This is a genomic window from Enterobacter genomosp. O (assembly GCF_001022965.1).
Taxonomy (GTDB): Bacteria; Pseudomonadota; Gammaproteobacteria; order Enterobacterales; family Enterobacteriaceae; genus Enterobacter; species Enterobacter cloacae_L.
In genome coordinates this window covers 242,906-266,508 of record NZ_LECZ01000027.1, presented here as the reverse complement: position 1 = coordinate 266,508, position 23,603 = coordinate 242,906, and the positions used below count along the sequence as shown (strand labels likewise).

Annotated in this window: 23 protein-coding genes; 7 read left to right on the top strand and 16 right to left on the bottom strand. The window is 54.3% G+C overall.

The genetic code is table 11. The features are described from left to right. Positions 1 to 32: 32 nt before the first annotated feature. The 12 genes from ABR39_RS20140 to ABR39_RS20085 form a co-directional block, all read right to left on the bottom strand. Entirely contained in the window at positions 33 to 1,472 is a 1,440-nt protein-coding gene (locus ABR39_RS20140) for an anion permease (RefSeq protein ID WP_047348393.1), read from the bottom strand. Positions 1,473 to 1,568: 96 nt separating this feature from the next. Then, entirely contained in the window at positions 1,569 to 4,163 is a 2,595-nt protein-coding gene (gene acnB, locus ABR39_RS20135; RefSeq protein WP_047348392.1) for a bifunctional aconitate hydratase 2/2-methylisocitrate dehydratase, read from the bottom strand. Between the two features lie 17 nt (positions 4,164 to 4,180). Further along, positions 4,181 to 4,729: an RBBP9/YdeN family alpha/beta hydrolase gene (locus tag ABR39_RS20130; protein ID WP_047348391.1), complete on the bottom strand. Its 549-nt coding sequence runs from the start codon at positions 4,727 to 4,729 to the stop codon at positions 4,181 to 4,183. An 18-nt stretch (positions 4,730 to 4,747) separates the two neighbouring features. Next, the gene (gene citG / locus ABR39_RS20125; RefSeq protein ID WP_047348390.1) at positions 4,748 to 5,623 is read right to left on the bottom strand and encodes a triphosphoribosyl-dephospho-CoA synthase CitG; all 876 of its coding nucleotides are present in this window, start codon (positions 5,621 to 5,623) and stop codon (positions 4,748 to 4,750) included. Continuing rightward, positions 5,598 to 6,137: a citrate lyase holo-[acyl-carrier protein] synthase gene (citX, locus tag ABR39_RS20120; RefSeq protein WP_047348389.1), complete on the bottom strand. Its 540-nt coding sequence runs from the start codon at positions 6,135 to 6,137 to the stop codon at positions 5,598 to 5,600. Before citX ends, citG begins: the two co-directional genes overlap by 26 nt. Positions 6,138 to 6,142: 5 nt before the next feature. Then, positions 6,143 to 7,663 carry a citrate lyase subunit alpha gene (gene citF, locus ABR39_RS20115; RefSeq protein WP_047348388.1) on the bottom strand — a complete coding sequence of 507 codons (1,521 nt, stop codon included), beginning with the start codon at positions 7,661 to 7,663 and terminating at the stop codon, positions 6,143 to 6,145. A 30-nt stretch (positions 7,664 to 7,693) separates the two neighbouring features. Then, a complete protein-coding gene (gene citE, locus ABR39_RS20110) occupies positions 7,694 to 8,569 on the bottom strand; it encodes a citrate (pro-3S)-lyase subunit beta (RefSeq protein ID WP_047348387.1) in 876 nt (291 codons plus the stop codon). Further along, positions 8,569 to 8,859, bottom strand: coding sequence for a citrate lyase acyl carrier protein (gene citD / locus ABR39_RS20105; RefSeq protein WP_047348386.1), 291 nt, complete (start codon positions 8,857 to 8,859; stop codon positions 8,569 to 8,571). Before citD ends, citE begins: the two co-directional genes overlap by 1 nt. Before the next feature lie 24 nt (positions 8,860 to 8,883). Next, entirely contained in the window at positions 8,884 to 9,951 is a 1,068-nt protein-coding gene (citC, locus tag ABR39_RS20100) for a [citrate (pro-3S)-lyase] ligase (protein ID WP_047348385.1), read from the bottom strand. A gap of 18 nt (positions 9,952 to 9,969) precedes the next feature. Beyond that, positions 9,970 to 10,833, bottom strand: a complete 864-nt coding sequence (locus tag ABR39_RS20095; RefSeq protein WP_047348384.1) for a fumarylacetoacetate hydrolase family protein — start codon at positions 10,831 to 10,833, stop codon at positions 9,970 to 9,972. Positions 10,834 to 10,903: 70 nt separating this feature from the next. Next, the gene (locus tag ABR39_RS20090) at positions 10,904 to 12,148 is read right to left on the bottom strand and encodes an MFS transporter (protein WP_047348383.1); all 1,245 of its coding nucleotides are present in this window, start codon (positions 12,146 to 12,148) and stop codon (positions 10,904 to 10,906) included. Positions 12,149 to 12,223: 75 nt separating this feature from the next. Beyond that, positions 12,224 to 13,312 carry a 4-oxalomesaconate tautomerase gene (locus ABR39_RS20085; protein WP_047348382.1) on the bottom strand — a complete coding sequence of 363 codons (1,089 nt, stop codon included), beginning with the start codon at positions 13,310 to 13,312 and terminating at the stop codon, positions 12,224 to 12,226. A 153-nt stretch (positions 13,313 to 13,465) separates the two neighbouring features. Between ABR39_RS20085 and ABR39_RS20080 the strand changes: the two genes are divergently transcribed. The 3 genes from ABR39_RS20080 to ABR39_RS20070 all read left to right on the top strand — a co-directional run bounded on the left by ABR39_RS20080 (position 13,466) and on the right by ABR39_RS20070 (position 16,234). Then, on the top strand, positions 13,466 to 14,395 hold the full coding sequence (locus ABR39_RS20080) for a LysR family transcriptional regulator (protein WP_047349056.1): 930 nt from the start codon (positions 13,466 to 13,468) through the stop codon (positions 14,393 to 14,395). Positions 14,396 to 14,505: 110 nt separating this feature from the next. Then, entirely contained in the window at positions 14,506 to 15,219 is a 714-nt protein-coding gene (locus ABR39_RS20075; RefSeq protein WP_047348381.1) for a cysteine hydrolase family protein, read from the top strand. Between the two features lie 61 nt (positions 15,220 to 15,280). After that, a complete protein-coding gene (locus ABR39_RS20070) occupies positions 15,281 to 16,234 on the top strand; it encodes a GlxA family transcriptional regulator (RefSeq protein WP_082132663.1) in 954 nt (317 codons plus the stop codon). A gap of 9 nt (positions 16,235 to 16,243) precedes the next feature. Here ABR39_RS20070 and nhoA read toward each other — a convergent pair whose 3' ends face one another. Further along, positions 16,244 to 17,080: an N-hydroxyarylamine O-acetyltransferase gene (gene nhoA, locus ABR39_RS20065; RefSeq protein ID WP_047348379.1), complete on the bottom strand. Its 837-nt coding sequence runs from the start codon at positions 17,078 to 17,080 to the stop codon at positions 16,244 to 16,246. 106 nt (positions 17,081 to 17,186) lie between these two features. Between nhoA and ABR39_RS20060 the strand changes: the two genes are divergently transcribed. The 3 genes from ABR39_RS20060 to ABR39_RS20050 all read left to right on the top strand — a co-directional run bounded on the left by ABR39_RS20060 (position 17,187) and on the right by ABR39_RS20050 (position 18,672). Continuing rightward, the gene (locus tag ABR39_RS20060; RefSeq protein WP_047348378.1) at positions 17,187 to 17,759 is read left to right on the top strand and encodes a flavin reductase family protein; all 573 of its coding nucleotides are present in this window, start codon (positions 17,187 to 17,189) and stop codon (positions 17,757 to 17,759) included. Positions 17,760 to 17,884: 125 nt separating this feature from the next. Continuing rightward, complete coding sequence (locus ABR39_RS25145; protein WP_072059267.1) at positions 17,885 to 18,247, top strand: CHAP domain-containing protein; 363 nt, start codon at positions 17,885 to 17,887, stop codon at positions 18,245 to 18,247. Beyond that, positions 18,247 to 18,672, top strand: a complete 426-nt coding sequence (locus ABR39_RS20050) for a DUF3828 domain-containing protein (protein ID WP_047348376.1) — start codon at positions 18,247 to 18,249, stop codon at positions 18,670 to 18,672. Before ABR39_RS25145 ends, ABR39_RS20050 begins: the two co-directional genes overlap by 1 nt. Positions 18,673 to 18,749: 77 nt before the next feature. On the opposite strand, the gene fusA is transcribed toward ABR39_RS20050, so the two are convergent. Next, positions 18,750 to 20,849 carry an elongation factor G gene (gene fusA / locus ABR39_RS20045; protein ID WP_047348375.1) on the bottom strand — a complete coding sequence of 700 codons (2,100 nt, stop codon included), beginning with the start codon at positions 20,847 to 20,849 and terminating at the stop codon, positions 18,750 to 18,752. Between the two features lie 161 nt (positions 20,850 to 21,010). Between fusA and ABR39_RS20040 the strand changes: the two genes are divergently transcribed. Further along, positions 21,011 to 21,310, top strand: a complete 300-nt coding sequence (locus ABR39_RS20040) for an ArsR/SmtB family transcription factor (protein WP_047348374.1) — start codon at positions 21,011 to 21,013, stop codon at positions 21,308 to 21,310. On the opposite strand, the gene ABR39_RS20035 is transcribed toward ABR39_RS20040, so the two are convergent. Beyond that, the gene (locus tag ABR39_RS20035; protein ID WP_047348373.1) at positions 21,303 to 21,944 is read right to left on the bottom strand and encodes a helix-turn-helix domain-containing protein; all 642 of its coding nucleotides are present in this window, start codon (positions 21,942 to 21,944) and stop codon (positions 21,303 to 21,305) included. The genes ABR39_RS20040 and ABR39_RS20035 overlap by 8 nt on opposite strands. Positions 21,945 to 22,065: 121 nt before the next feature. Then, complete coding sequence (locus tag ABR39_RS20030; protein WP_047348372.1) at positions 22,066 to 23,394, bottom strand: 2-hydroxycarboxylate transporter family protein; 1,329 nt, start codon at positions 23,392 to 23,394, stop codon at positions 22,066 to 22,068. Between the last annotated feature and the right edge of the window lie 209 nt (positions 23,395 to 23,603).

The following is a 23,603-nucleotide window of genomic DNA, read 5'->3' as shown; positions in this document are numbered from 1 at the left end:
AGGTCCGGTAAGGCGTAGTCGCTACCGGGCGATTAAGACTGCAGCATCCCATGCTGCATGAGGAAACCCCACCAGGGAATGCCGACGAGCATGTGGACTAAAAACGTGCACAGCGCCACGATGGTGCCAATCGTCCACCTTGACTTAATGTCGTTATACCCCGAGGCGAAGATAATAGGTCCTGCTGCGCCGCCATAGTGCGTGATACACCCACCGTAGGAATTGGAAAACAGAATCGCAAGCGCCAGCAGGACGGGCGCCGTTCCGGTGACCAGACCCACGGTGGCAAACACCGGCACCATGGCCGCGACGTATGCCCCGCCAGAGGCGAAGAAATAGCGAACCAGCACGCTGAGAAACACGATAATCACGATGGTCATATTACCGGCACTGAGAAAATCCAGATGCGTTGACAGGAAATCCGCCAGCCAGCGGAAAAATCCCTCCTTGCTCAGGGTGGCGCTCAGACCGATGATGCCCCCGTACCACATCAGGGTATTCCAGCCGCCTTTATTTTTTTGGACATCGCTCCAGCCGATAATATTAAACAGCAGCGCCGCCCCCATCGCGATAATGGCGACGGCAGATTCAGTGAGCCCAAGATGACGTGAGAAGATCCAGCCCAATAATGCGGCGATAAAAATAACCACCAGCCCCTTCTCTTTGAGGCTCATTGCCCCGAGGCTTTCCAGCCCGTTTGTCGCAATCGCGACATTATCAATATGCTTAATTTCCGGCGAGGCGATTCGGTAGCAAATATAGGGAATAATACACAGCATCAATAATCCCAACGGGGCACCCGCCAGCATCCAACCGATCCAGCTAATATGGATATGGAAAATATCTGAAATGAGCTGAAGCGCTAACGCGTTCCCGGCAAAGCCCGTTAAAAACATATAGCTGGTTGTTTTAGTGACCATATAGACATTGACCATTAAATAACGGCCAGCCTTGCACGGTGTCTCTTTTGGCGTTGAGCCCAGTACGGTCGCGATGCTGTTAATAATCGGGAAAACTACCCCACCTGCCCGCGCGGTATTGGAGGGCGTGGCGGGTGCCAGCACCAGGTCCAGCAAGGCGGTGACATACCCCAGCCTTAGCGTCGTACTGCCAAATTTGAGGATAAACCAGTAAGCAAGCCGCTTTCCCAGACCGGTCGTAACGAACGCCGCGCTAAGCGTAAAGGCGCTGAACACCAGCCAGGTCGTGCCGGAGGCGTATCCGCTCAGCACATCCATTGATTTGACAGGTGAATCCGGAAATTTTGTCACGGTAAAACAGGTTAACGCGACCGCGACGAGCATGATGACGGGTTCGGGATAAGGTTTAATGACCAGGCCAACGATAGCGGATAAATATATCCCTGCCAGTATCCACGCCTCTTTACTTAATCCATCAGGCGGAGGAATAAATATTGATAATAATATTATTACGGCAAGTAAGATTGTTTTTAAAACATTGGATTTAAGCATATCTCACCCATGAGAAAAGGGTCCCTGAATGGCAGGGGATTCTCCTGAGAGACGCCTCTGCCGGATAAATACATTTGCTAAATAAATAATAAAAAACTACACGCTAACAACCGGGATATTATCACCTTCTGTGATTTGATATTCGGCCAGGGTGTCAAAACTGAGATAGCGATAGATATTTTCACGCGCGCCTTGAAGTTTATCCGTATAGCGTAAATATTCTTCAACGGTTGGCATTTTACCCAGTATGGCCGCGACGCTGCTTAATTCCGCCGAGGCAAGGAACACGCTGGCATTCGTTCCCAGACGATGCGGGAAATTTCGGGTGGACGTCGATACCACGTGACTCCCTTCGCGCACCCTCGCCTGGTTCCCCATGCAGAGGGAACAACCCGCGGGCTCGATTCGCGCCCCCGACTTTATAAACTGGCTAAAATAGCCCTCACGGGAAAGCTGCCGGGCGTCCATTTTGGTGGGAGGCGCGATCCACAGCCGCGCCTGACTTTCACCGGCATCGGCCAGGATTTCTCCCGCAGCGCGGAAATGACCGATGTTGGTCATGCAGGAGCCAATAAAGACCTCCTCTATCGGCGTGCTGGCCACCTCAGAAAGTAAGCGGGCGTCATCCGGATCGTTTGGCGCGCAGACCACCGGTTCGGTGATTTCATTGAGATCGATGTCTATAACTGCGGCATATTCCGCGTCAGGATCGGCGCGGAGCAGCGATGGGTTAGCCAGCCACGCCTCGATTTCAGCGATGCGTCGTTCAAGCGTGTCGGCGTTCTCATATCCCTGCTTAACCATCCAGCGCAGCAGGGCCGCGTTGGAACGCAGGTATTGCGCGACACTGTCTTCCGTCAGGCGCATCACGCAGGCGGCAGCGGACCGTTCAGCGGAAGCGTCAGCCAGCTCAAACGCCTGCTCTGCACTCAGTGTTTCCAGCCCTTCAATTTCAAGGATCCGGCCCGAGAAAATATTGCGCTTATTCTTTTTCTCGACCGTCAACAGGCCCTGCTTTCTGGCGTAGAGCGGAATGGCGTGAACCAGATCGCGCAGGGTGATCCCTTTCTGCATCTCGCCCGTAAAGCGAACCAGCACCGATTCCGGCATATCCAGCGGCATAATGCCGGTTGCGGCGGCAAACGCCACCAGACCGGAGCCGCCCGGGAACGAGATCCCCAGCGGGAAGCGGGTATGGGAGTCGGCGCCGGTGCCCACCGTATCCGGCAGCAGCATCCGGTTAAGCCAGGAGTGGATAATGCCGTCCCCCGGTTTCAGCGCAACCCCGTTACGACGGGAGATAAACTGCGGCAGGGTTTCATGCAGCTGAACGTCGACGGGCTTAGGGTACGCCGAGGTGTGGCAGAATGACTGCATCACCAGATCGGCTGAAAACGTCAGGCAGGCAAGATCGGTTAACTCGTCGCGCGTCATCCCGCCGGTGGTGTCCTGAGAGCCCACGGTCGTGATTTTCGGCTCGCAGTACTGTCCGGGACGGATCCCCGCAACGCCGCAGGCTTTACCCACCATTTTTTGTGCCAGCGTAAAACCGGCTGCGGACGGCGCAGGGGCGGCGGGCTTGCGGAAGACATCGGAAGGCGCAAGCTTCAGCGATTCCCGCGCTTTCGCGGTCAGGCTGCGTCCGATAATCAGCGGGATCCGCCCGCCGGCGCGCACTTCGTCCAGCAGCACCTCGGTTTTAAGCGTAAAGCGCGTCACCAGGCGCTGGCTTTCCGTTTCGCGAATTTCGCCTTTGTAGGGATAAAGATCGATCAGCATCCCGGTCGTCAGCGCGGAGACGTCCATCTCTACCGGCAAGGCACCGGAATCTTCCAGCGTGTTGAAGAAAATCGGGGCAATTTTGCCGCCAAACACAAACCCGCCGTTACGCTTATTCGGCACGAACGGAATATCATTCCCGATGTGCCATAAGATCGAGTTGGTGGCAGATTTGCGCGATGACCCGGTTCCCACGACGTCGCCGACGTACGCCAGCGGCCAGCCTGCCTCTTTTAAGGCTGCCAGCTGGCGCAAAGGCCCGCGCACGCCGGGCTCATCCGGCTCAACCCCTTCCCTGGCGTTACTGAGCATGGAGAGCGCATGTAGCGGAATATCCGGGCGTGACCACGCCTCCGGTGCCGGAGACAAATCGTCAGTATTGGTTTCGCCGGAAACCTTGAATACCTTCAGAGTGATTTTTTCAGGCATCGCCGGACGGCGGGTGAACCACTCGGCATTTGACCAGGACTGAAGCACCTCTTTTGCCCGGACGTTACCGTTCAGCGCTTTGGCTTCAACCTGGCTGAATTTTTCGAAGATCAGGATAGTCGAACAAAGCTGCTGTGCGGCCAGCGGTGCCAGGCTCGGGTGGTCCAGAAGATCGATCAGCGGCTGAACGTTATAGCCGCCCTGCATGGAACCCAGCAGCGTCGTGGCCGCTTCGGGAGAGAGACCGTCAATACGGTATTCCTGCAGTGCCAGCTTAAATAAAAATTCGGCTTTTAACTTTGCCGCAGGATCGACGCCCGGGGGAACGCAATGGGTTAATAAATCAATTAATCGCGGATGATCTGCGGGTGCATCGTGAATTAAGCGATGAATAAGCGCCTCGGTCTGTTCCGCCGTTAAGGGTTTTGCCGGAATACCCGATTCAGCGCGCGCGTTCAGGTGCTGATCATAATCATCTAACATAGGTTCTCCTGTTAAAGCTAAAGTTGTTCACAAAATTCTGTTAGTCGTTCGAGCCCGTAAGGCCATTCACCAAATCCGGATTCGGCATTAATATGCCCGGCCTCCCCGATATCGATTAATTGCCCCTCCCAGCGTGCCGCCCAGAACTGAGCGCGCGCGAAAGGCATCAGGGGGTCGTTTCTGCTGGCAAACATCAGGCAGGGAACCGGTAATGAGGCTGGCTGAATGGCCTCTTCCAGACCAATAAAAGCGGGCTCTGCTGGCGCGACCATCACCACCCCGGCGACGTTTACCCGCCGCGTTTGCAGCAGCCGGCATGACGCCAGCGCGCCAAAGCTATGGCCAACGAGGATGGCGGGCAGCTGACACGCTGCCAGCTCGCGGGAAATGGCGGAGACCCAGTTTTCAATATCGGGCTCGAACCAGTTTTTCTGCTGGATCCGCTTCCAGAAAGGAAAACGCCGCCCCCAACAGCTTTGCCAGTGATGTTCATCGCTGTCTCTCAGCCCCGGCACAAGAATAGGGGTATAAACGTTACTGAGCTGCTGCAGGCGTTGTTCAATCATGACGTTTTCCTTTTTCGATTATTCGGACGGAAACTGCGACAATAACCATCCGACGGCGATAAGATCTGCGCTCCCTCCCGGGCTCAGGTTCCGGCGAATAAACTGAACGTCCATGTTGGTTAAGGCGTTAATTAATTTTTCCGGCGTCAGATGTTTCACGGTTAATATTCGTCTGGCATAGCGTCTGGCATAATTCAGCCCTTTCGTTCCACCACGTGAAACAAGGTTGGTGTCCGGATTCGACGCCATCAGCCCGAGCAACATCCTCAGCAGCGCCTCGTCCTCAGAGGCTCCCCGGCGCAGTGCGGTTTCAAAGTGAGGAAGGCCAGCGTGGCGGACGGTGGCAAAACCGCTTTCCGCTTCACCTCTGGCACCGGTGAAACCGTACGCTTTGAACTGCTGCTCGCCCTTCGTTTTCGCCACGCCGCGATTATTCAGCTCCCGCTCAACGATGCCCGTGCAGATTGCGCTGCACTCCTCGCACAGGCTGCGCTGCGTGAGGTTTTCTTGCCTTTGCGTCAGACGTCCCGCCGCGGCACACAGCAGCCCCAGAGAGAAAATCCCGCCTTTATGGGTATTCACCCCGCCGGTGGCGTTAAACATCGCCTGTTCGCAGGCCAGACCGGTTGGCCTTATCGCCCGCAGCGTTTGCGGGCCAGCAAGACGAGCCGTCTCTCTGCCAACGTTAAAGAACGTCGAGAACCAGGGGGCAATCGCCGCGATACTGCTCATGAACAGGGCGAAATCCATATCCTTATGCGCCCCGCTGTTGACGCGATCCACCAGGCCCGGTTTCGGGGTCAAGCGAATTTCCCGGTACAGGGCCTCGGCCGCCAGCTCCGCGAAGGGTTGCTGAACGTCTGGCGCATTACATCTGGCAAGCGAAGTAGTCATCGGTTAACGCCTCGATTACGCGCGTGAGCTCGGCCTGCGAATGACGTAGCATGCGGGAACAAACGTGAGCTGGTTCATGACAGATAAAGCATTTGCGCATCGGTTGCTGGATGGCGTCTCTTTTCAGCAGGCCCGCTTTCGGACACAGCACGTCGATATCCCATAAGCGCCCCAGCGGATGGTTATCTTCCAGATGCGCCGTCACGTGTTTGATCATCCACGCGGGTGCCGCCACCGACCAGAGCGCTTCCGGCCCCGTGACCGGCTGCAGGATCTGCTGGCGGCAGACCGTCCACTGATGGGTCCGGAACAGGTCACCGAGCGCGTCATGGGCAGCGGCCATCACCCGTCTGGCCAGCGCGGTATCCTTCACCTCCCCCGGCCAGACCAGCGTGACGGACACCACCGTATGATCCGACTGAAACAGCCACGCCTGCTGGCGGCGGGCTCGCTGTTCTCTGGCGTTCAGCACCTGTTCCAGAGAAACCTTCACGTTCGAGGCTTTATCCGTCATGGAAATCACTCCTTAACCTGGCGAACCACGTCAATCACGCTGCCGTCGCGGTAGCGCACCACGCCCACGATCCGGTCAGTAAACTCCACAGGCTTAGGCTGCCCTGAGATGAGCAGCGCCTTGTGATACAGCGCATCGATATCGACGACGGCCAGCCCGGCGTTAATCAGACGTTCGCGGATCTCCGGACGCGCCGGGTTAACGGCAATACCGTGATCGGTAACCAGAACGTCAATGCTTTCGCCCGGCGTCACCAGGGTGGTGACCTGCCTGACAACGGTAGGAATTCGGCTGCGGATCAGCGGGGCAACCACAATGGTGAGATTTGCCGCCGCGGCGACGTCGCAATGCCCGCCCGACGCGCCGCGCATCACGCCGTCGGAACCGGTCAGCACGTTGACGTTAAACTGCGTGTCCACCTCCAGCGCGCTGAGGATGACCACGTCCACCCTGTCGCAGCAGGCGGCTTTTGCAGCCGGGTTCGCATAGACGTTGGTGGAAATTTCCACATGACCGGGATTGACGGTCATGGACGCGGCCGCGGCGCCGTCAAAGCTTTGCGTATCGAGGATCTTTTCAATGAGCCCCTTATGATGCAGATCGACAATGCTGCCGGTGATCCCGCCGAGCGCGAAACGGGCGACAATGTTGTGTTTGCGCATACGGGCTTCCATAAACCGCGTACAGGCGGTGGACGCCGCACCTGAACCGGTCTGAATGGAAAAGCCGTTGCGGAAATAGCCAGAGTGTTCGATAACATCGGCGGCAGAACGGGCAATCATCAGCTCACGTGGATTGCTGGTGACCCTGGCGGCGCCTACGCTGATTTTTGCCGGGTCGCCGACGCTCTCAATCTGCACCACATAGTCAACCCGGTCCTGAACGATACTGGCCGGCAGATTGGGGAACGGCTTCAGGGTTTCGGTGAGCAAGACCACCTTTTTAGCATATTGCGCGTCGACCATGGCGTAACCGAGCGAGCCGCACTGCGATGTGCCGCCGTTGCCGCTGGCATTGCCATATTCATCGCAGCAGGACACCGCCAGAAAAGCGACATCAATGGCAATTTCACCCTTCTGAATCAGGTTCACCCGCCCGCCGTGGGAGTGGATCTGTACCGGCTCGTCCATTAGCCCGTGTGAAATCGCATCCGCCAGCTCGCCACGCATGCCGGAGGTATAGATTATGCCAATCACGCCACTGCGAATGTGTTCAATAAGCGGCGCATTGCACGACATCAACGAACTGGACGCGAGCGTGATCCCTTTCAGACCGCGCTGAGCCAGCTTATCCATCACGTAATTAATGACCTTATCGCCCTCGCGGAACGCGTGATGAAAGGAAACGGTCATGCCGTCATGCAGATCGCAGCGGGACAGCACGTCGTCCACGCTGGCAAAAAGTTTGCGCTGAGACTTTTGCTGAGCGTCAGCAAGATATGGCGTCGTCGCGTTAGCGCCGCTGAAGGCGACGTACTCACGGCGAGAGCCAGGAATGTGGTGCAGGGTTTCAGTGAGACTTTTCATTATTCATCCTGTCGCTTGCGGTATAAGGGATTACTGACGAATGCCCGAGGCATTTTTACGTTCGATAACCACGCGGGCATGGTTGATGATTGGCGCGTCGATCATTTTTCCGTTCAGCGAAATCACCCCCAGTCCGTTGCGTTCTCCCTCTTCTGCGGCAGCAATCACGCGCTCGGCGTAATCCACTTCTTCCTGCGTGGGCGCGTAGGCGTTGTGAAGAATTTCAATTTGTCGCGGATTAATCAGCGATTTTCCGTTGAAGCCCATCCGGCGGATGAGATCCACTTCTTTCAGGAAACCGGCCTCGTCATTGACATCGGCGTATACCACGTCGAAAGCGTCGATCCCTGCCCCGCGAGCGGCATGCAGTACGGCGCAGCGGGCATAGAACAGTTCGGTCCCGTCGCCCCGCTCGGTTTGCATATCCATCACGTAGTCAAAGGCGGCGAGCGCAATCCCCATTAAACGGTCGGAGGACTTCGCAATGGCAACGGCATTAATGACGCCGACGGCGGATTCGATTGCCGCCATTAATTTCGTTGAGCCAACAGGACGCCCGCAGCTTTCTTCAATGCGGACGATTTCACGTTCAAGCTGATAAATATCTTCCGGTGTGTCGGTTTTCGGCAAGCGAATAACATCCACCCCTGCCCTGACGGCGGCTTCCAGATCCTTTAAACCAAAAGGGGTATTAAGCGGGTTAATTCTGACAACGGTTTCAATATCGTTGTACATCGGGTGTTGCAGCGCGTGAAATACCAGAAGACGCGCGCTGTCTTTTTCTTTCAGCGCAACGGCATCTTCCAGGTCAAACATAATTGAGTCTGGTTTATAGATAAATGCCCTCGACAGCATGGCTGCACTTGAACCGGGAATAAATAACATACTGCGGCGTAACTTTTTCATTATAACGTTTCCCATGCAATGTCTTCCCGGGCTGTACCTCTGAGCAGTGCAGCCTGCACGCGGGCGCGGATCACGCAGTCCAGCGCGCCTTTATCATCGACAACGATCAGCCCCTGCTCGATATTGAACGCCGCAAGGGTTTCATTGACCACCTCTGCAATTCGGTCGCCGAACTGCCTATACACTTCGCTCTGGATGACCACATCCAGCCCGCTCTCGACGGGACTGACCTTGACCATCAGGTCGCTGGACTCCAGCGTTCCCGCCATCGCGGCTTGCATAATTTTCATATTCATTTTCCTGTGATAATGCGCTTAAACCGCTGCCGTCAGCGGCTCGGATAAACAGGGCTGATGCTGTATTCCGTTATTCAGAAACGCGCGCGTGGTGGCAGGCACCATGCGACTGGCGGCAGCGATGTTGTTTTCTTTTAATAAACGACGAACGGCTGAAGCCGATACCGGCACATTATTACCGTCCGTTCTTCTTTCTATTTCGTGTACGCTAATACGAGCCGCTGTGCTCGTCTCTTCTTCAAGCCAGCGGTGCATCGCCCGGTTATATTCGGCGGTTAACGGACAAAATGGCTCGGTACCCACGAAACGATGATTAATATTCAACGCGGGGGCGATGTAATTTCTGAACAGCATGAGATCAATTGCCGCGTAGGTTTTATCGATGACCTGCTTATCTTTCAGGAAATAGCCCGGAAATGTCCCGCGCGAAATAATATACGCCGACCCCGGATGGACGGTGACATTCGGCAGGTGCTGCGATCCGTCCCTGACCATCGCGAACCGTTCTTTAAACGAAAATGCCGAGACATCTTCCTGGACCACGAAAACATGTAACGCGTCGCACCGGCTTGCCGCATGCTCGATAAGATATTGATGGCCGAGGGTGAACGGATTGGCGTTCATCACAATTGCGCCAATATTTTTCCCCGGCACGAAATGATGGCGGCGCAGCTGGCTGCAATAACGATGAATACCTACCGGCGTATTCTCCATTAATGACGCACGGTTCTCGACCGTCACCAGCGGATAAAACCCGCATCCGCGAAACGACTTCACGTTATCCGGACAGGTAAAAAGAAAGAGCTGATGTTCACCGTTCTGCGCCGCCTGAAGCTCGGCCTCATGGATTAACGTCAGGCTTAACGACGTGCCCCGCCACGCGGGATCCACCGCGATGCACTTCAGCGTGTTACCCGCAATGCCGGTGCAGGCAACCAGATGGCGTTGATAGCGCGCAACAATAAATTGCTCAATATCATCATCAATGCCTAAACCGTTGCGGGCCAGGAAGCGGACGACCTCTTCCCGGGACTGGGCGTTACCGGCGTTAATAACCTCAAATTCGGGTGTTCTGGCGGTGTACATCTTCTCTCTCCTGAGCGTTTAGACAGCTAACGCTTGTGGCTGCGGTTGAGCTTCCACAATGGTATTGACCAGTCGGCCAACGTTTTCGATCTCCACTTCAACGCGATCGCCGTCGTGCATAAACAGAGGTGGATTACGCTTTTTGCCGACGCCGCCCGGCGAACCGGTAATAATGACGTCGCCGGCGCTGAGAGAGGTAAACGTGCTGATGTAGGCGATAAGATCCGCCACTTTGTGGATCATGCTGCCGGTGGAGTCATTCTGAACCAGCATGCCGTTCAGCCAGGTGTGAATGGTCAACGCGTGAGGGTCGGGGATCTCGTCCGCCGTGGTCATATACGGGCCGAAGGCGCCGGTTTGCGTCCAGTTTTTACCGGCGGTGAACCAGGCGTGCTGCCAGTCGCGCACGGAGCCGTCCATATAGCAGCTGTATCCCGCGACGTGGCTGAGCGCGTTATTAACGTCAATTTGGCTACCGGGTTTACCGACGATCACGGCCAGCTCGCCTTCGTAATCGAACTCGCTGGAGAGAACCGGTTTTATCACCGGCCGCGCATGCCCGGTTTGCGAATCAGGAAAACGGATAAAAAGCGTGGGGGCATTATTCATCTCAGCAAACTCTTTTCTTTTTTCAGCGTAATTCATCCCCACGCAGAAAATCTTTCCGGGCTCTTCTATAACGGGCAAAAAGGTGATTTCTTCAGGCCTAATATCCACCGGGCAGTCGAGATATTGTCTGGCGACGTCTACCGCATCCCAGTGAAGAAGGTCTTTCAATGTCGCATATTGATGGCCGATTTTATTACCCAAATCGATAAAGCCGGATGGTGTATAAATCCCGTAGCTTTTACGGCCCTGATGAATATAGCTTGCTAATTTCATGATAATACCCGATTGATATACGTGTTCTTTCTGTGCTCACGCCCCAGGACGTGAACACATTGCCTGACTTTTATTCTGCGGACTGGGCGGGTACCAGTACCGGTTTATTACCGGATGCCAGATACGTCGCCACCACAACGCCAACCCCGAGCAATGCCAGAATAAATCCGGTCATCCCCTGCCAGCCCATCGAATGGAAAACAAAACCGTTAATAAAACCAATCACCGAACCGCCCATGTAGTAGAAGAATAAATAGAGCGCGACGGCCTGGCCTCTTGCATGGGTTGCATTTTTACTGACCCAGCTTAAGCCGATAGAGTGGCAGCCGAAGAAACAGCCGGTAAAAATTACGGCGCCAATAATAAAGGTGACAACGTTCGACGTGAGCGTCAGCAGCATGCCGAACGCCATGATCAGGAACAACACGCGCAGGACTTTCATTGCGCCATATTTTGCCGATAAGCGGCCTGCCTGCGGTGCCGTAAAGAAACTCAGGGCGAAGCTAAAGGAGAGCAGGCCTGCATTTGCCGGTGAAATATGGAACGGTTCACCTTTCAGGAAGAAGGCCAGATAGTTATACAGTGAGGTAAATGCGCCGAAGATAATAAAGCTGATGACAAACGCCAGCACCAGATTTTTATTTTTGAAGTGCGATGCCGCCCCTTTCACCATACGCATAGCATTAAGGCTCTGCGTAGGCTTGAAGTTTTTAGATTCAGGCAGCAGGAACTTCACCAGAACGGCAACCGCTATCAGGCTGACCGCAAATCCATAAAAGATGACATTGATTGAAACGTGGTCGATAAGCTGGCTGGCAACAATACGGCCGGACATACCGCCCATCGAGTTACCGAAGACAAAATAGCCCGTCACGATGCCAGCCGCCACCGGTGCGACCTCTTCACTGATGTAGGCGGTGGCCGCCGCAGCGATACCGCTCAGCGCCAGACCAATCACCGCACGCAGCGCCACCAGCATCGCCCAGGATTCCACCAGCGGGCAGAGCAGCGTCAGAATACCGCCCAACAGGAGGGAGATGATAATTAACCGCTTCCTGCCATAGTGGTCGGATAACGTCCCGGTAAACAGCAACCCAATTGCCAGCAAGGCCGTTTCTGCAGATAAGATAATACTCACCTGGCTGACCGGAACATTATATTCCACGGCCAGCGTCGGAAGCAGTGGCTGAATAAAAAACAGAGAAGCAAGTTCTGCTAGCCCGGATAATGCGAGTGCCAGAATTACGCGAATATGCGCGCTGGCTTTTACAGGATCGGGCGCTTTCAGGGTATTGTTAGCATGCGTTAACGCCATAATAACCTCAGTTTTATAGTTAAGGTACAGAATATAATTGTTTAAGGTAGAACTATTTCTTAGCTTGGCTTTTACTTAATCAACTTCAGAGAGCATTTTTTCAGGCACGCAGACGACACCTTCAAATAGCTTACGGGAAGTGCGAATTACCGCGGCTCGGGTATTTTCAATATTGTTCCCGTCCCTCAACAATGACACGGATATTTTTCCACTTGGGTGTTCAATATCAATAATATTGGTAAATCGCTCTTTTGGGCGATCGGCGACAATTTTAGCGGCGACGGAGCCTTCTATAAGCGTCGCGGTCGAAATACCAATCGAGCCGGTAATGGCCAGTGATTTATGGCAGGTGTGTGGCATGAAATACCGCACCTGAAGCGTTCCGCCATTGCGCGCCCGGCTGAGGAGAACGGGTTTAGGGATCACTTTGTTTGACACATCCCCTAAGCCCATCGCCTCGCCCGCCTGACGGCGCAGGCTCTCCAGCCTTGCTTTAAACGCCGTATCGGCATCCAGTTCCGCGGGTGACTCCCCTCCTGTTTTCCCCAGGGCCGATGCCTCAATCATTACCATCGGCATTGCCATATCAATGCAGGTAACTTCAATACCGTCGAATACGTTTGTGACGCTGTCAGTCGGGAGTAATTTTCCTGTTTTGGAACCCGCTGAATTCAGGAAGGTTAAGCCAACGGGTGCGGCCGTACCCGGAACACCATCAATCTGGGTATCACCTTCATAGGTGACCCGATAATCAGGCGTTTGCACTTCCGCATCAACCAGCGTTCCGGTATTAAGATTACGGATCCTCACCGATGTCACCGGGCTTTGCGCCTTCACCAGCCCTTTTTCTATCGCAAAGGGCCCCACGGCACAGAGCATATTGCCGCAGTTTGGCGTGGTATCGACGCGACGTTCGTTCACCATCACCTGTGCGAATAAATAATCCACATCTGCATCCGGACTGTCGGAAGGACTGACGATGGCCACCTTACTGGTTTGCGGGCTTCCACCGCCAATGCCGTCAATTTCAAGTTCATGGCCTGCGCCCATCAAGCTGAGTAACACCGCGTCGCGCTCTTCGGTTTCCTCAGGCAGGTCGCTGGCCAGAATAACGGGGCCTTTTGACGTACCGCCACGCATTAATACGCAAGGGATCTTTAACATGTGTTTTTCTCATTTCGTTTTATCAGGAACGCAATAAGGTTTTCACACTCCTGTTGATAACTCTAATGTCAAAAAAAGCAGGATTAATACGTTTTGCACATTAATAACCCCTGCGTTATCGTGGTTAAAGAAAAGCGAGAACGGGATGCGGATATGCAACACGAATTACAGGGAATACAAGCGTTTGTAAAAATTGCAGAAATCGGATGTTTTACAAAAGCGTCGCAATTTCTTCATATTTCACAACCGGCGTTAACACGCAGAATTCAAAAACTGGAAGAGAGCCTGGGAGCCACGCTATTTGAGCGTTCGACGCGCAGCGTGAAGCTTACGACGGTGGGAAGAGAGTTTTTACCTAAGGCAAGGAATTTAATCGATTTTTATGAAAGCTCAATCCTGAGTATTAAAGAGATGGCGACGCATCAGGCAGGCGTGATTACGGTTTCCTGTATCCCTACCGCGGCCTTCTATTTTCTGCCATCAGTGATACGAGATTATAACAATGACTACCCAAACATCCGGATCCGCATACTTGAGCACAGCGCCAGCGATTGTCTCGAAGCGGTTTTAAATGGCGACGCAGATTTCGGTATAAATATGATAAACATCACACATCCTAATATCGATTTTGCGCCGCTGGTGAATGAACCCTTTGTTCTGGCATGCCGGCGCGACAATGAACTGGCGAAAAAACCGCTGGTCACATGGGACGATCTGGCCGGAATGAAGCTGATTGGGGTAAGACGTTCCAGCGGAAACCGTTCGCTTATCGATCAGGCTTTCGAGAAAATGGCCTGGAAACCGAACTGGTTTTATGAAGTGCGTCATCTGTCAACGTCACTGGGGATGGTGGAAGCGGGTCTCGGCGTGTCTGTCGTTCCGAGTCTGGCGATGCCGACCGATGAACATCACGTCCTTGTCAGCCGCCCGCTGATTGAACCCGTCATACGCCGAACGCTGGGGCTTGTGCAACGCCGGGAAACGCCCCTTAGCCCGGCGGCGGAAAAATTCCGCGAGCTGATTTTACATCTGTGGTCTGGCGAAAACAGCAGCCCGTGGATAGGCAAGTTTACTCAGCTGTAGCCGTCTCATATTGGCCCAAAAGTACCATTTTTTGTTCTCCAGGTGACTCCTGCCGCTGGCGACTATGCGAAATAATGACTCCCGAACACAACATAGAGGGAGTTATCGTGATGAAACCATTTTTTCGTACGGCATTGATGATCGGCATGATGAGCGCATTTTCAACTTATGCAATCGCACAGGAGACAACCAGCATGAATAGCAAAACCATTCGCGCGATGACGGGCGCAGCGGCAACCCCATCCTTATCGGCTTCTGAAACCGCGTTAATCGTGGTGGATATTCAAAACGAATATTACGCATCAAAAGATTTTCGTGGTCAGATGGTTATCCCGGATGGTGAAAAGGTACTGAAGAACAGCCAGAAACTGGTCGACTATGCCCATCAAAAAGGGCTGCCGGTTTACTTCGTGCGTCATATGGGGCCGAAGGATAGCCCGATCTTCGCCGAAGGGTCCATCTATGCGCAATTCCATAAAGATCTGCAACCCTCTGCGCAAGACACCATTATCACCAAAGCGACTCCAAGCTCTTTTGTTGGCACCGATCTGGATGCGCAATTAAAGAAAAAAGGAATTAAAACGGTGATTGTGATTGGCCTGATGACGCACATGTGCATTTCATCGACCGCACGTGATGCTGTACCGCTGGGTTACAGCGTGATTATTCCTGAAGATGCGACAGCAACACGCGATCTGGACGATGGCCAGGGCGGCGTGGTGGATCACAAAACACTGCAACGTGCGGCATTAGCCGGTGTGGCCGATGTATTCGCTGAGATAATGACCACCAAAGACGTTATGGCACTGCCGGTCACAAAATAAGACCAGACTTGTCTCCTGTAACCAGCCAGACTTCTATACTGGCTGGCATATGGAGGCCTTTATGACGTTAAAAATTGGTATTGTGGTATTTGATGGGATCATCCCTTTTCACCTTTCGGTGCCCTACGCTGTCTTTGAGAAAGCATTGACGCCACAAGGCGAGCCCCTTTGTCAGCTGGTCGTTTGCGCCACGACACCCGGTGTACTTAAAACCAATGCCGGCTTTTCTATCGTTGTTGAGCGTGGGCTTGATGCTCTGGCAGGAATGGATATGGTGATCGTCCCAAGCTGGGATGTTCCCGATCGTGCCCCAGATTCCGAGCTCTTGATGGCGCTGAAAAAGGCCCATGCTGCGGGTGCACGCATTGTGGGCTTATGCATGGGCGCGTTTGTGGTTGCCGCCTCGGGGTTACTGGAACATCGCCCTGCGACAACGCACTGGCGATGGGCGGCTGACTTTCAGCGCCTCTATCCCTCCGTGCAAATGGACAAAGATGTGCTTTATATTGATGATGGTGACGTTGTCACATCTGCGGGGACGGCGGCCAGCATTGACTGCTGCCTGCATCTGGTGCGTCAGGCATGGGGAGCAGAAGTGGCAAACAGCGTAGCGCGCTTGCTGGTTGTTCCACCCCACCGCCAGGGTGGGCAGCGGCAGTATGTAGAGCTGCCGGTTCAGAATACGCGTCGCGGGGATTATTTCACCGATGCGCTGGCGTGGGCAACGGAGAATCTTCAGCTCGCACTCACACTGGACTGCGTGGCGGAAAAGGCCTGCATGAGCCGACGCAGCTTCACCCGCCGTTTTCAGCAAACAACCGGGGAGAGTTTTTCGCGCTGGCTGCTTAATCAACGCATTATCGTCGCGCAACGCTATCTCGAAAAAACTGACCAGCCGGTGGATGACATTGCTGAGCGAGTCGGTTTTCCCTCGACAACGTCCTTGCGCCGTCACTTTAACAATCTGCTGAATACGTCGCCTTCCCGCTATCGACGCGAATTTCGCGGGCGATAGCGGTCCAGGTTATTTCCCGTGAGTATCAAACCCCGCCATGACCGCCGTCAGTTCTGCCAGTGAAAAACCGTGCTTCGGATCGTCAACGCCCAGCCCAAAGCGTTCCTGCATCAGCTGATACAGCGCCGCAGCGTCGGGAAGATGGATCTGCTCCTCTACATGGCCCTTCTGCCAGTGGGTAAAGTTAAAGTTGGTCAGCGTCAGCTTACCGCCGTCCGGCAGATGGCGGCACATCAGCAGATGATGGCGGAAATGCGACTGCGGCCAGTGCGCCGACCAGAAATTCCCCATCACGTAATCGCTGAAATACTGCGTCGTCAGGTCAAAGTGGTACATCGACTGCCAGTGCTCGTGGTGACGGAACTGCAGCACCCAGTCATTCCCCTCGCTCAGCAGACGATAAAGCCCGTGCGGCGTCTCCTGTTCTTCGTTGGCAAGCAGGCGAATTGGCGCCGTCAGCGTCTGGCCACCAAACCCAACGTCGGCAATCCAGCGCTCGCCGTTCAGCTCCACCAGCAGCAGTCGGTGCGTGCGCGGCGGCATTTGCGGCGGATTAGCCAATACCACGCGCCCAAGCACGCTGCGCACCGTAAACCCGACTTCGCGCAAGACGCGCTCGAACAGGCCGTTTTGCTCAAAGCAGTATCCCCCGCGACGGGCGGTCACCAGTTTGTCGACCAGACACGGGTCTTCAAGATGAATTTCGCGCGGCAGGACAACATCGATATTCTCAAACGGGATCGCGCAGTTGTGATGTAAGTGCAGCGTGCGCAGGGTGTCGATATCAGCAGAAGCCGGTTGCTTCCAGCCGATGCGAGCAAAATAGGCAGTCAGAAAGGGAGACATGCATCAGTTTCCTTTAAAAGTGATGTTTTGTTTATAAACTAATTTTACGCGTTCACTTTGATTTCCGTGCTTTTTCTGCATACTCGATTATTTATGAGGAGAACCTATGAGCCACTTTCGCCCTGTTGAATTACGTCATGCCAGCCGCCTGCTGAACCACGGCCCTACCGTGCTAATTACCAGCCGGGATGAAACCCTGGATAGACGCAACGTGATGGCCGCCGCATGGTCAATGCCCGTCGAATTTGAACCGCCGCGTATTGCCATTGTGGTGGATAAAAGCGCCTGGTCGCGCGAACTGATAGAACGCAGCGGAAAGTTTGGCATCGTCATCCCCGGCGTGGCGGCGGCCAACTGGACTTACGCGGTGGGTAGCGTCAGCGGGCGCGATGAAGACAAATTCAACTGCTACGGGATCCCGGTCGTAAACGGCCCCGAACTCGGCCTGCCGGTCATTGAAGAAAAATGTTTGGCGTGGATGGAGTGTCGATTATTACCCGCTACATCAGCGGCAGAAAAGTACGATACGCTGTTTGGCGAAGTGGTATCAGCGGCAGCAGATGAACGCGCGTTTGTCGCCGGACGCTGGCAGTTTGACGGTGATAAGCTGAATACGCTGCATCATCTTGGCGCCGGGACGTTTGTGGCGAGTGGGAAGATGGTGAAGGCGCTGGATTGATTTCGTCAATCATATCCTTCTGAAATATAAATATTTTCCATGACATTTTATGTTTACCATGACGAAGTAAAAGGGAGGATATTTCTGGGTCTGCTGCATTAGCAATTTTCATTAAGGAAATATCGATGTCATGGAATAAAGATGGCGCAATCTCATATGCCAGATCGCACGCCCAATCGAAGAGCACAGGCTATTGTGCTCACTACGTCACCGAAGCAATAAGAGCCGGAGGAAGATTAAAAATCCCTAATACGCGTCTTGCAAAAGACATGGGGCTGACATTAGTCAACGCTGGCTTCCGCCTGGTATATGATCAACCGCATGCAGGCGACGTAGCCGTTATCCAGAATATTGTGGGCCACGATAGCGGACACGTTTGCATCTACGATGGCCAGCAGTGGATCAGCTATTTTGTACAACGCAACTTGTACCCAGGGCAGGCTTACCGAAGCATACAACCCCATTACGAACTCTTCAGGCATGACTAATGAAAGCACTCTTCTTTTTTCTTTTCGCCCTGTCTCCGTTCGCCGTCGCTGATAGCATCTATCCACCGGGGATGGCGGCGCTTAAATTCAATCAATGGTATATCGCGCAGTTGAATCAGGACAAATCGCCAGTCCTCAATCCGGACAGCATGAGTGACTACGTTACTTCAGAAACTATCGCAGCAATTAAAGAGATGTACTCTGGCGACAGTAACGAAAAAGACATGCCCGATGCGGATATGTTTATTAAATCGCAGGACTGGAATGAGGACTGGGATCGGATAACAGTGTTGCATTCTGATTTTGATGCCGTTTGCACAAACGTGTATATCGCGTTTGGTAAAAAGCAGGATCACGTTGTTGCCGATTGTCTCGTTGAGGAAAAAGGGAAATGGAAAGTTCGATCGGCCACGCTGATTAAGTGATAACGTGATATGAAAGCCGCCTGTACCAGCGTAAAAAGCACACGGTAGCCCAGCGGCTACCGTGTGCAATTAATTAACTACTTCGCACGCCGCGCAATAATCTCATCCGCAACATTTCGCGGAGCTTCAGCAAAATGATGGAACTCCATCGTGTACGTCGCGCGTCCCTGGGACATCGAGCGCAAAGTCGTGGCGTAACCAAACATCTCGGCTAGCGGCACATCAGCACGAATAATCTGGCTTCCGTACTGCTCTTCCATCCCCTGCACCATGCCACGGCGGGAGGAGAGATCGCCCATAATGTTGCCGGCGTACTCCTCTGGTGTTTCCACCTCCACGTGCATGACTGGCTCAAGAATCGCCGGATCCGCCCTGCGAGCGCCCTCTTTAAAGCCGAGGATCGCCGCCATGCGGAACGCCATCTCCGAGGAGTCGACCTCGTGATACGAGCCAAACGTCAGAGTCGCTTTGACATCGACAACCGGATACCCCGCCAGAACGCCGCTGTTCATGGCTTCACGCAGCCCTTTCTCAACGGACGGGATATACTCGCGCGGCACCACGCCGCCCTTGGTGGCATCTTCAAACGTAAAGCCGCTGCCGGGTTCGGTCGGCTCAAGGCTCAGCACCACGTGACCGTACTGCCCTTTACCGCCGGACTGACGGACAAATTTGCCTTCGATATCCTTCACCGCTTTACGCAAGGTTTCTCGGTAGGTCACCTGCGGACGACCAATGTTCGCCTCGACGCCAAACTCACGCTTCATGCGGTCGACGATAATCTCCAGGTGTAACTCACCCATCCCGGAGATAATGGTCTGGCCGGACTCTTCGTCAGTGTGCAGACGGAAAGACGGATCTTCCGCCGCCAGACGCTGCAGCGCGATCCCCATTTTCTCCTGATCGCCTTTCGTTTTCGGCTCGATCGCCAGCGAGATAACCGGATCAGGGAACTCCATCCGCTCAAGCGTGATCACCGCGTTCGGGTCGGTTAAGGTGTCACCCGTGGTCACATCTTTCAGCCCAACACAGGCCGCGATATCCCCGGCGCGCAGCTCGTCCACCTCGTGGCGATCGTTGGCATGCATCAGCACGATACGCCCGATACGCTCTTTCTTCCCTTTCACCGGGTTATACACCGCGTCGCCTTTGCGCAGCACGCCAGAGTAAACGCGGATAAAGGTCAGCTGCCCGACGTACGGGTCGCTCATCAGCTTAAACGCCAGCGCGGAGAACGGTTCGTCATCGCTGGGGTGACGTTCCGCGTGCTGCCCTTTTTCATCCACGCCGTCAATCGCCGGCACGTCCAGCGGCGACGGCATCAGCTCAATGACCGCATCGAGCATGCGCTGCACGCCCTTGTTTTTAAACGCGCTGCCGCACAGCATCGGCTGGATTTCACCCGAGATGGTGCGAATACGCAGCCCCCTGATAATTTCCGCTTCGTCCAGATCGCCCGTTTCCAGGTATTTATCCATCAGATCGTCGCTGGCTTCCGCCGCCGCAGAGACCATTTTTTCCCGCCATTCCTGAGCGGTTTTCACTAAGTCATCCGGCACGGGCGCATAGGTGAACACCATGCCCTGGGTGGCATCGTCCCACAGAATGGTGCGCATCTTGATGAGATCCACCACGCCGGTGAAATGCTCTTCCGCGCCAACCGGAATCACAATCGGTACCGGATTCGCCTTCAGGCGCTCCTGCATCATCCGCACCACGCGGAAGAAATCGGCGCCCGGACGGTCCATTTTGTTGACGAAGGCCAGACGCGGCACGTGATACTTATTCGCCTGACGCCAGACGGTTTCGGACTGAGGCTGAACGCCGCCCACGGAGTCGTACACCATCACGGCACCGTCGAGAACGCGCATGGAGCGCTCCACCTCAATGGTGAAATCCACGTGCCCCGGGGTGTCGATGATGTTGATCCGGTGCGGTTCAAACCCTCTGTCCATACCCGGCCAGAAGCAGCTGACGGCTGCGGACGTAATGGTGATTCCGCGCTCTTGCTCCTGCGCCATCCAGTCGGTTGTTGCCGCGCCATCGTGTACTTCACCCAGCTTGTGGCTCATCCCGGTGTAAAACAGGATACGCTCGGTGGTGGTTGTTTTACCGGCATCGATATGCGCGGAGATACCGATGTTGCGATAACGTTCGAGAGGGATGGGTCGGGGCATGATATTTCCTTAAGTCTCTATGACCTGTTTGTGACGACCGGGATGGTCGCGTATTCGTTCGTTTGCTATAATAGTCCTATTGTACGAGTATTATCGAACTATTTTTTAGTGGTTGACCTATTGTTGATATAGCTCAATCTGACACCACACGCAGGAAAACGATGATCCCTAACCATCCCGAAACTGAACAAATACTGCTGGAAAATGTGCTGTTTGCCCTCGGCAACCCGCTCCGGCTGTCGATTATTCGCCGGCTGGCCGACGGCAGCGAACTCAGCTGCAACGCGCTGCGCCCGGAGGATGTAGTGAAATCGACAATGACACACCACTGGCGCGTACTGCGCGACAGCGGCGTTATATGGCAGCGCCCGCAGGGGCGGGAGAACATGATTTCGTTGCGCAGAGAGGATCTGGATACCCGTTTTCCCGGGCTGATGAAGATACTGCTGCAGGTTAAATAATTTCAGTCCCTTCCAGGCGATAGACCGGGATCCGCCGGGTTGTTTTGGTGAGCGTATCAAACACCTCGGCGTCGGACGTCACGATCCTCATCCCTGTCTTGCGTAATCTTTGCACATCGGCCGCGATGCGCTGAATGCCAAACCAGAAAAGCCCGTCGAGTGCCGTCACCGACAGTCCGTTTTCCAGCGCCAGCTTGAGACGTTCCTTCGGGGCTTTAACCTGCTGGGCAATTTGCCGGTAAGGCACTTCACTGCATCCTGTCGCGTCACTGCGCTGGATACGCGTTTTAAGTTGATAGGTAAATTCGTCAGGTATTCCGTCGAGATCCCTTTTAAGGCTATAGACGCAGCCAAAGCGCTTGCCGTTGAACAGAACATTTTTCTGACTGAGCTGAAGCTCTTTTCTGACAACGTCTATTAGCTGGGGTGCACGGGTAAGGAGTAGCCTGAAGGGCAGCTCGAAGCTGGTGACGTAATCCACATTAAGCAATGCGAGACGCAGCCGCTCCTCTGCACCGGACTGTTGCTCACGACACTCCTCCATCACCTCTGCCCACTGGCGCGTCAGGCGCTCCGGCTCGGCGGCTTCGGTAAGGAGATATTTTTCAATCTGATAATCAACTCTTCCGGTCATCGTGTGGTATCCCGTCGCTGTGGATGCGGTAATTCTATACAGCGCGGTGATATTTATAAAGGACTGAACCGCAGCGGCATCCTGAAAATGTCGTTGCGATTCAGCATCCTGACGTTTCGGATCAGTGCGCCATAATCCATCCCATCAGCAGCGTGGCGAAAATCACCGTCGACGCGCCGCCGATGCGGGTGGCAATCTGCGCAAACGGCATGAGCGACATCCGGTTAGAGGCCGACAAAATAGCCACGTCCCCTGTCCCGCCCAGACCGCTGTGGCAGCAGGTCACAATGGCCGCTTCCACGGGATACATATTAAGACGCGAGGCAATAAAGTAGCCGCTGAGCGCCATCGCAATCACGACCGAGCCGCACACCACCACATACCCCACAGAGAAGACCGACACCACGCTCTCGAGCGGCACGTATAACATCCCGAGGCCGATCATTAGCGGCCAGACAAGCGCGGCCGAGACGAATTTATAGCAGCTGTGCGCCCCCAGCTCCATGGAGGCCGGGATCACCCTGAAGTACTTACACAGGACGGCAATCAGGATCATCAGCACCGGGCCGGGAATGTGGACCAGTTTTTCAAACAATCCTCCGACGATGAAAAACGCGCATACCATCAGCAACCCGCCCCCCATCAGATGGAAATCCGTCTGTTGAGCGCTTTGCGCCCCGGCAAACAGGCTGGCGTCCTCTTTGCTCCGGGTGAGCATGCCGTTACCCGTAAGCGCGGGACGTTTTGCCCCGAGACGCGCCAGCGAACCGGCGCAAATAATGGCGAAGATGTTCCCGACGACCGCAGCGGGTGCCAGCTGCGCAACGTAGACGTCTGGCGTGTGTCCCAGTATTGCCGAATAGGCCAGGGACAGGGGCAAAATCCCCTCGCCAATCCCGCCGCCAATAATCGGAACGATGATAAAGAAGAACGTGTGGTAAGGCGTATAGCCAAACAGCGAACCCACAATGAGCCCGCTCAGCACGGCCATGAATGTCCCTGCCACCAGCGGAACAAACATGCGCATCATCCCCTGGATCAGCAGCACCCGGTTCATCCCCAGAATGCTGCCGACCACCAGGCAGGCGATGACGAAATAGAGCAGATTCGCCTCTTTCATCAGCAGATGCACCGTATCAAGGGTATGTTTGTCAAATACGCCAAAATAGACCAGCACGGAGGGCACCATCAGGCACAGGATCGCCGGGCCGCCGATGTCTTTCAACAGGGGGATTTGACGCCCTACTTTGGCAAATGCGAAGCCGAGGGTCATGATGACCGCCAGTCCGCCAATCATATTTTTCGGCAGCAGCCCTGCCCAGGCGGACGTCGCCACAATGGCTGCAATCCCGACAAACAGCATCAGCGGGACCGCGCCAACCTCGGTATTGAGCCCAAAGGCGAAACGCGAGGTCGGCAGCGCAGAAGTCGGTACAGGATTATCTTTCATATAATCACCTGAAAATTGTGTTCGGATATACAGAGAAAGGAATAGGCTGGAAACTATTCCTGACAAAATAAATATTTTTAAATATAAATAATGAATTATGCGGCCTTTTCTAAAAACAGGCTCAGAGTGAAATTAACATGTACTCCCGAAGAGAAATGTGAACACAACAACTCTTTCCTTTTAAATAATTTAATTCATCATTATGTAAC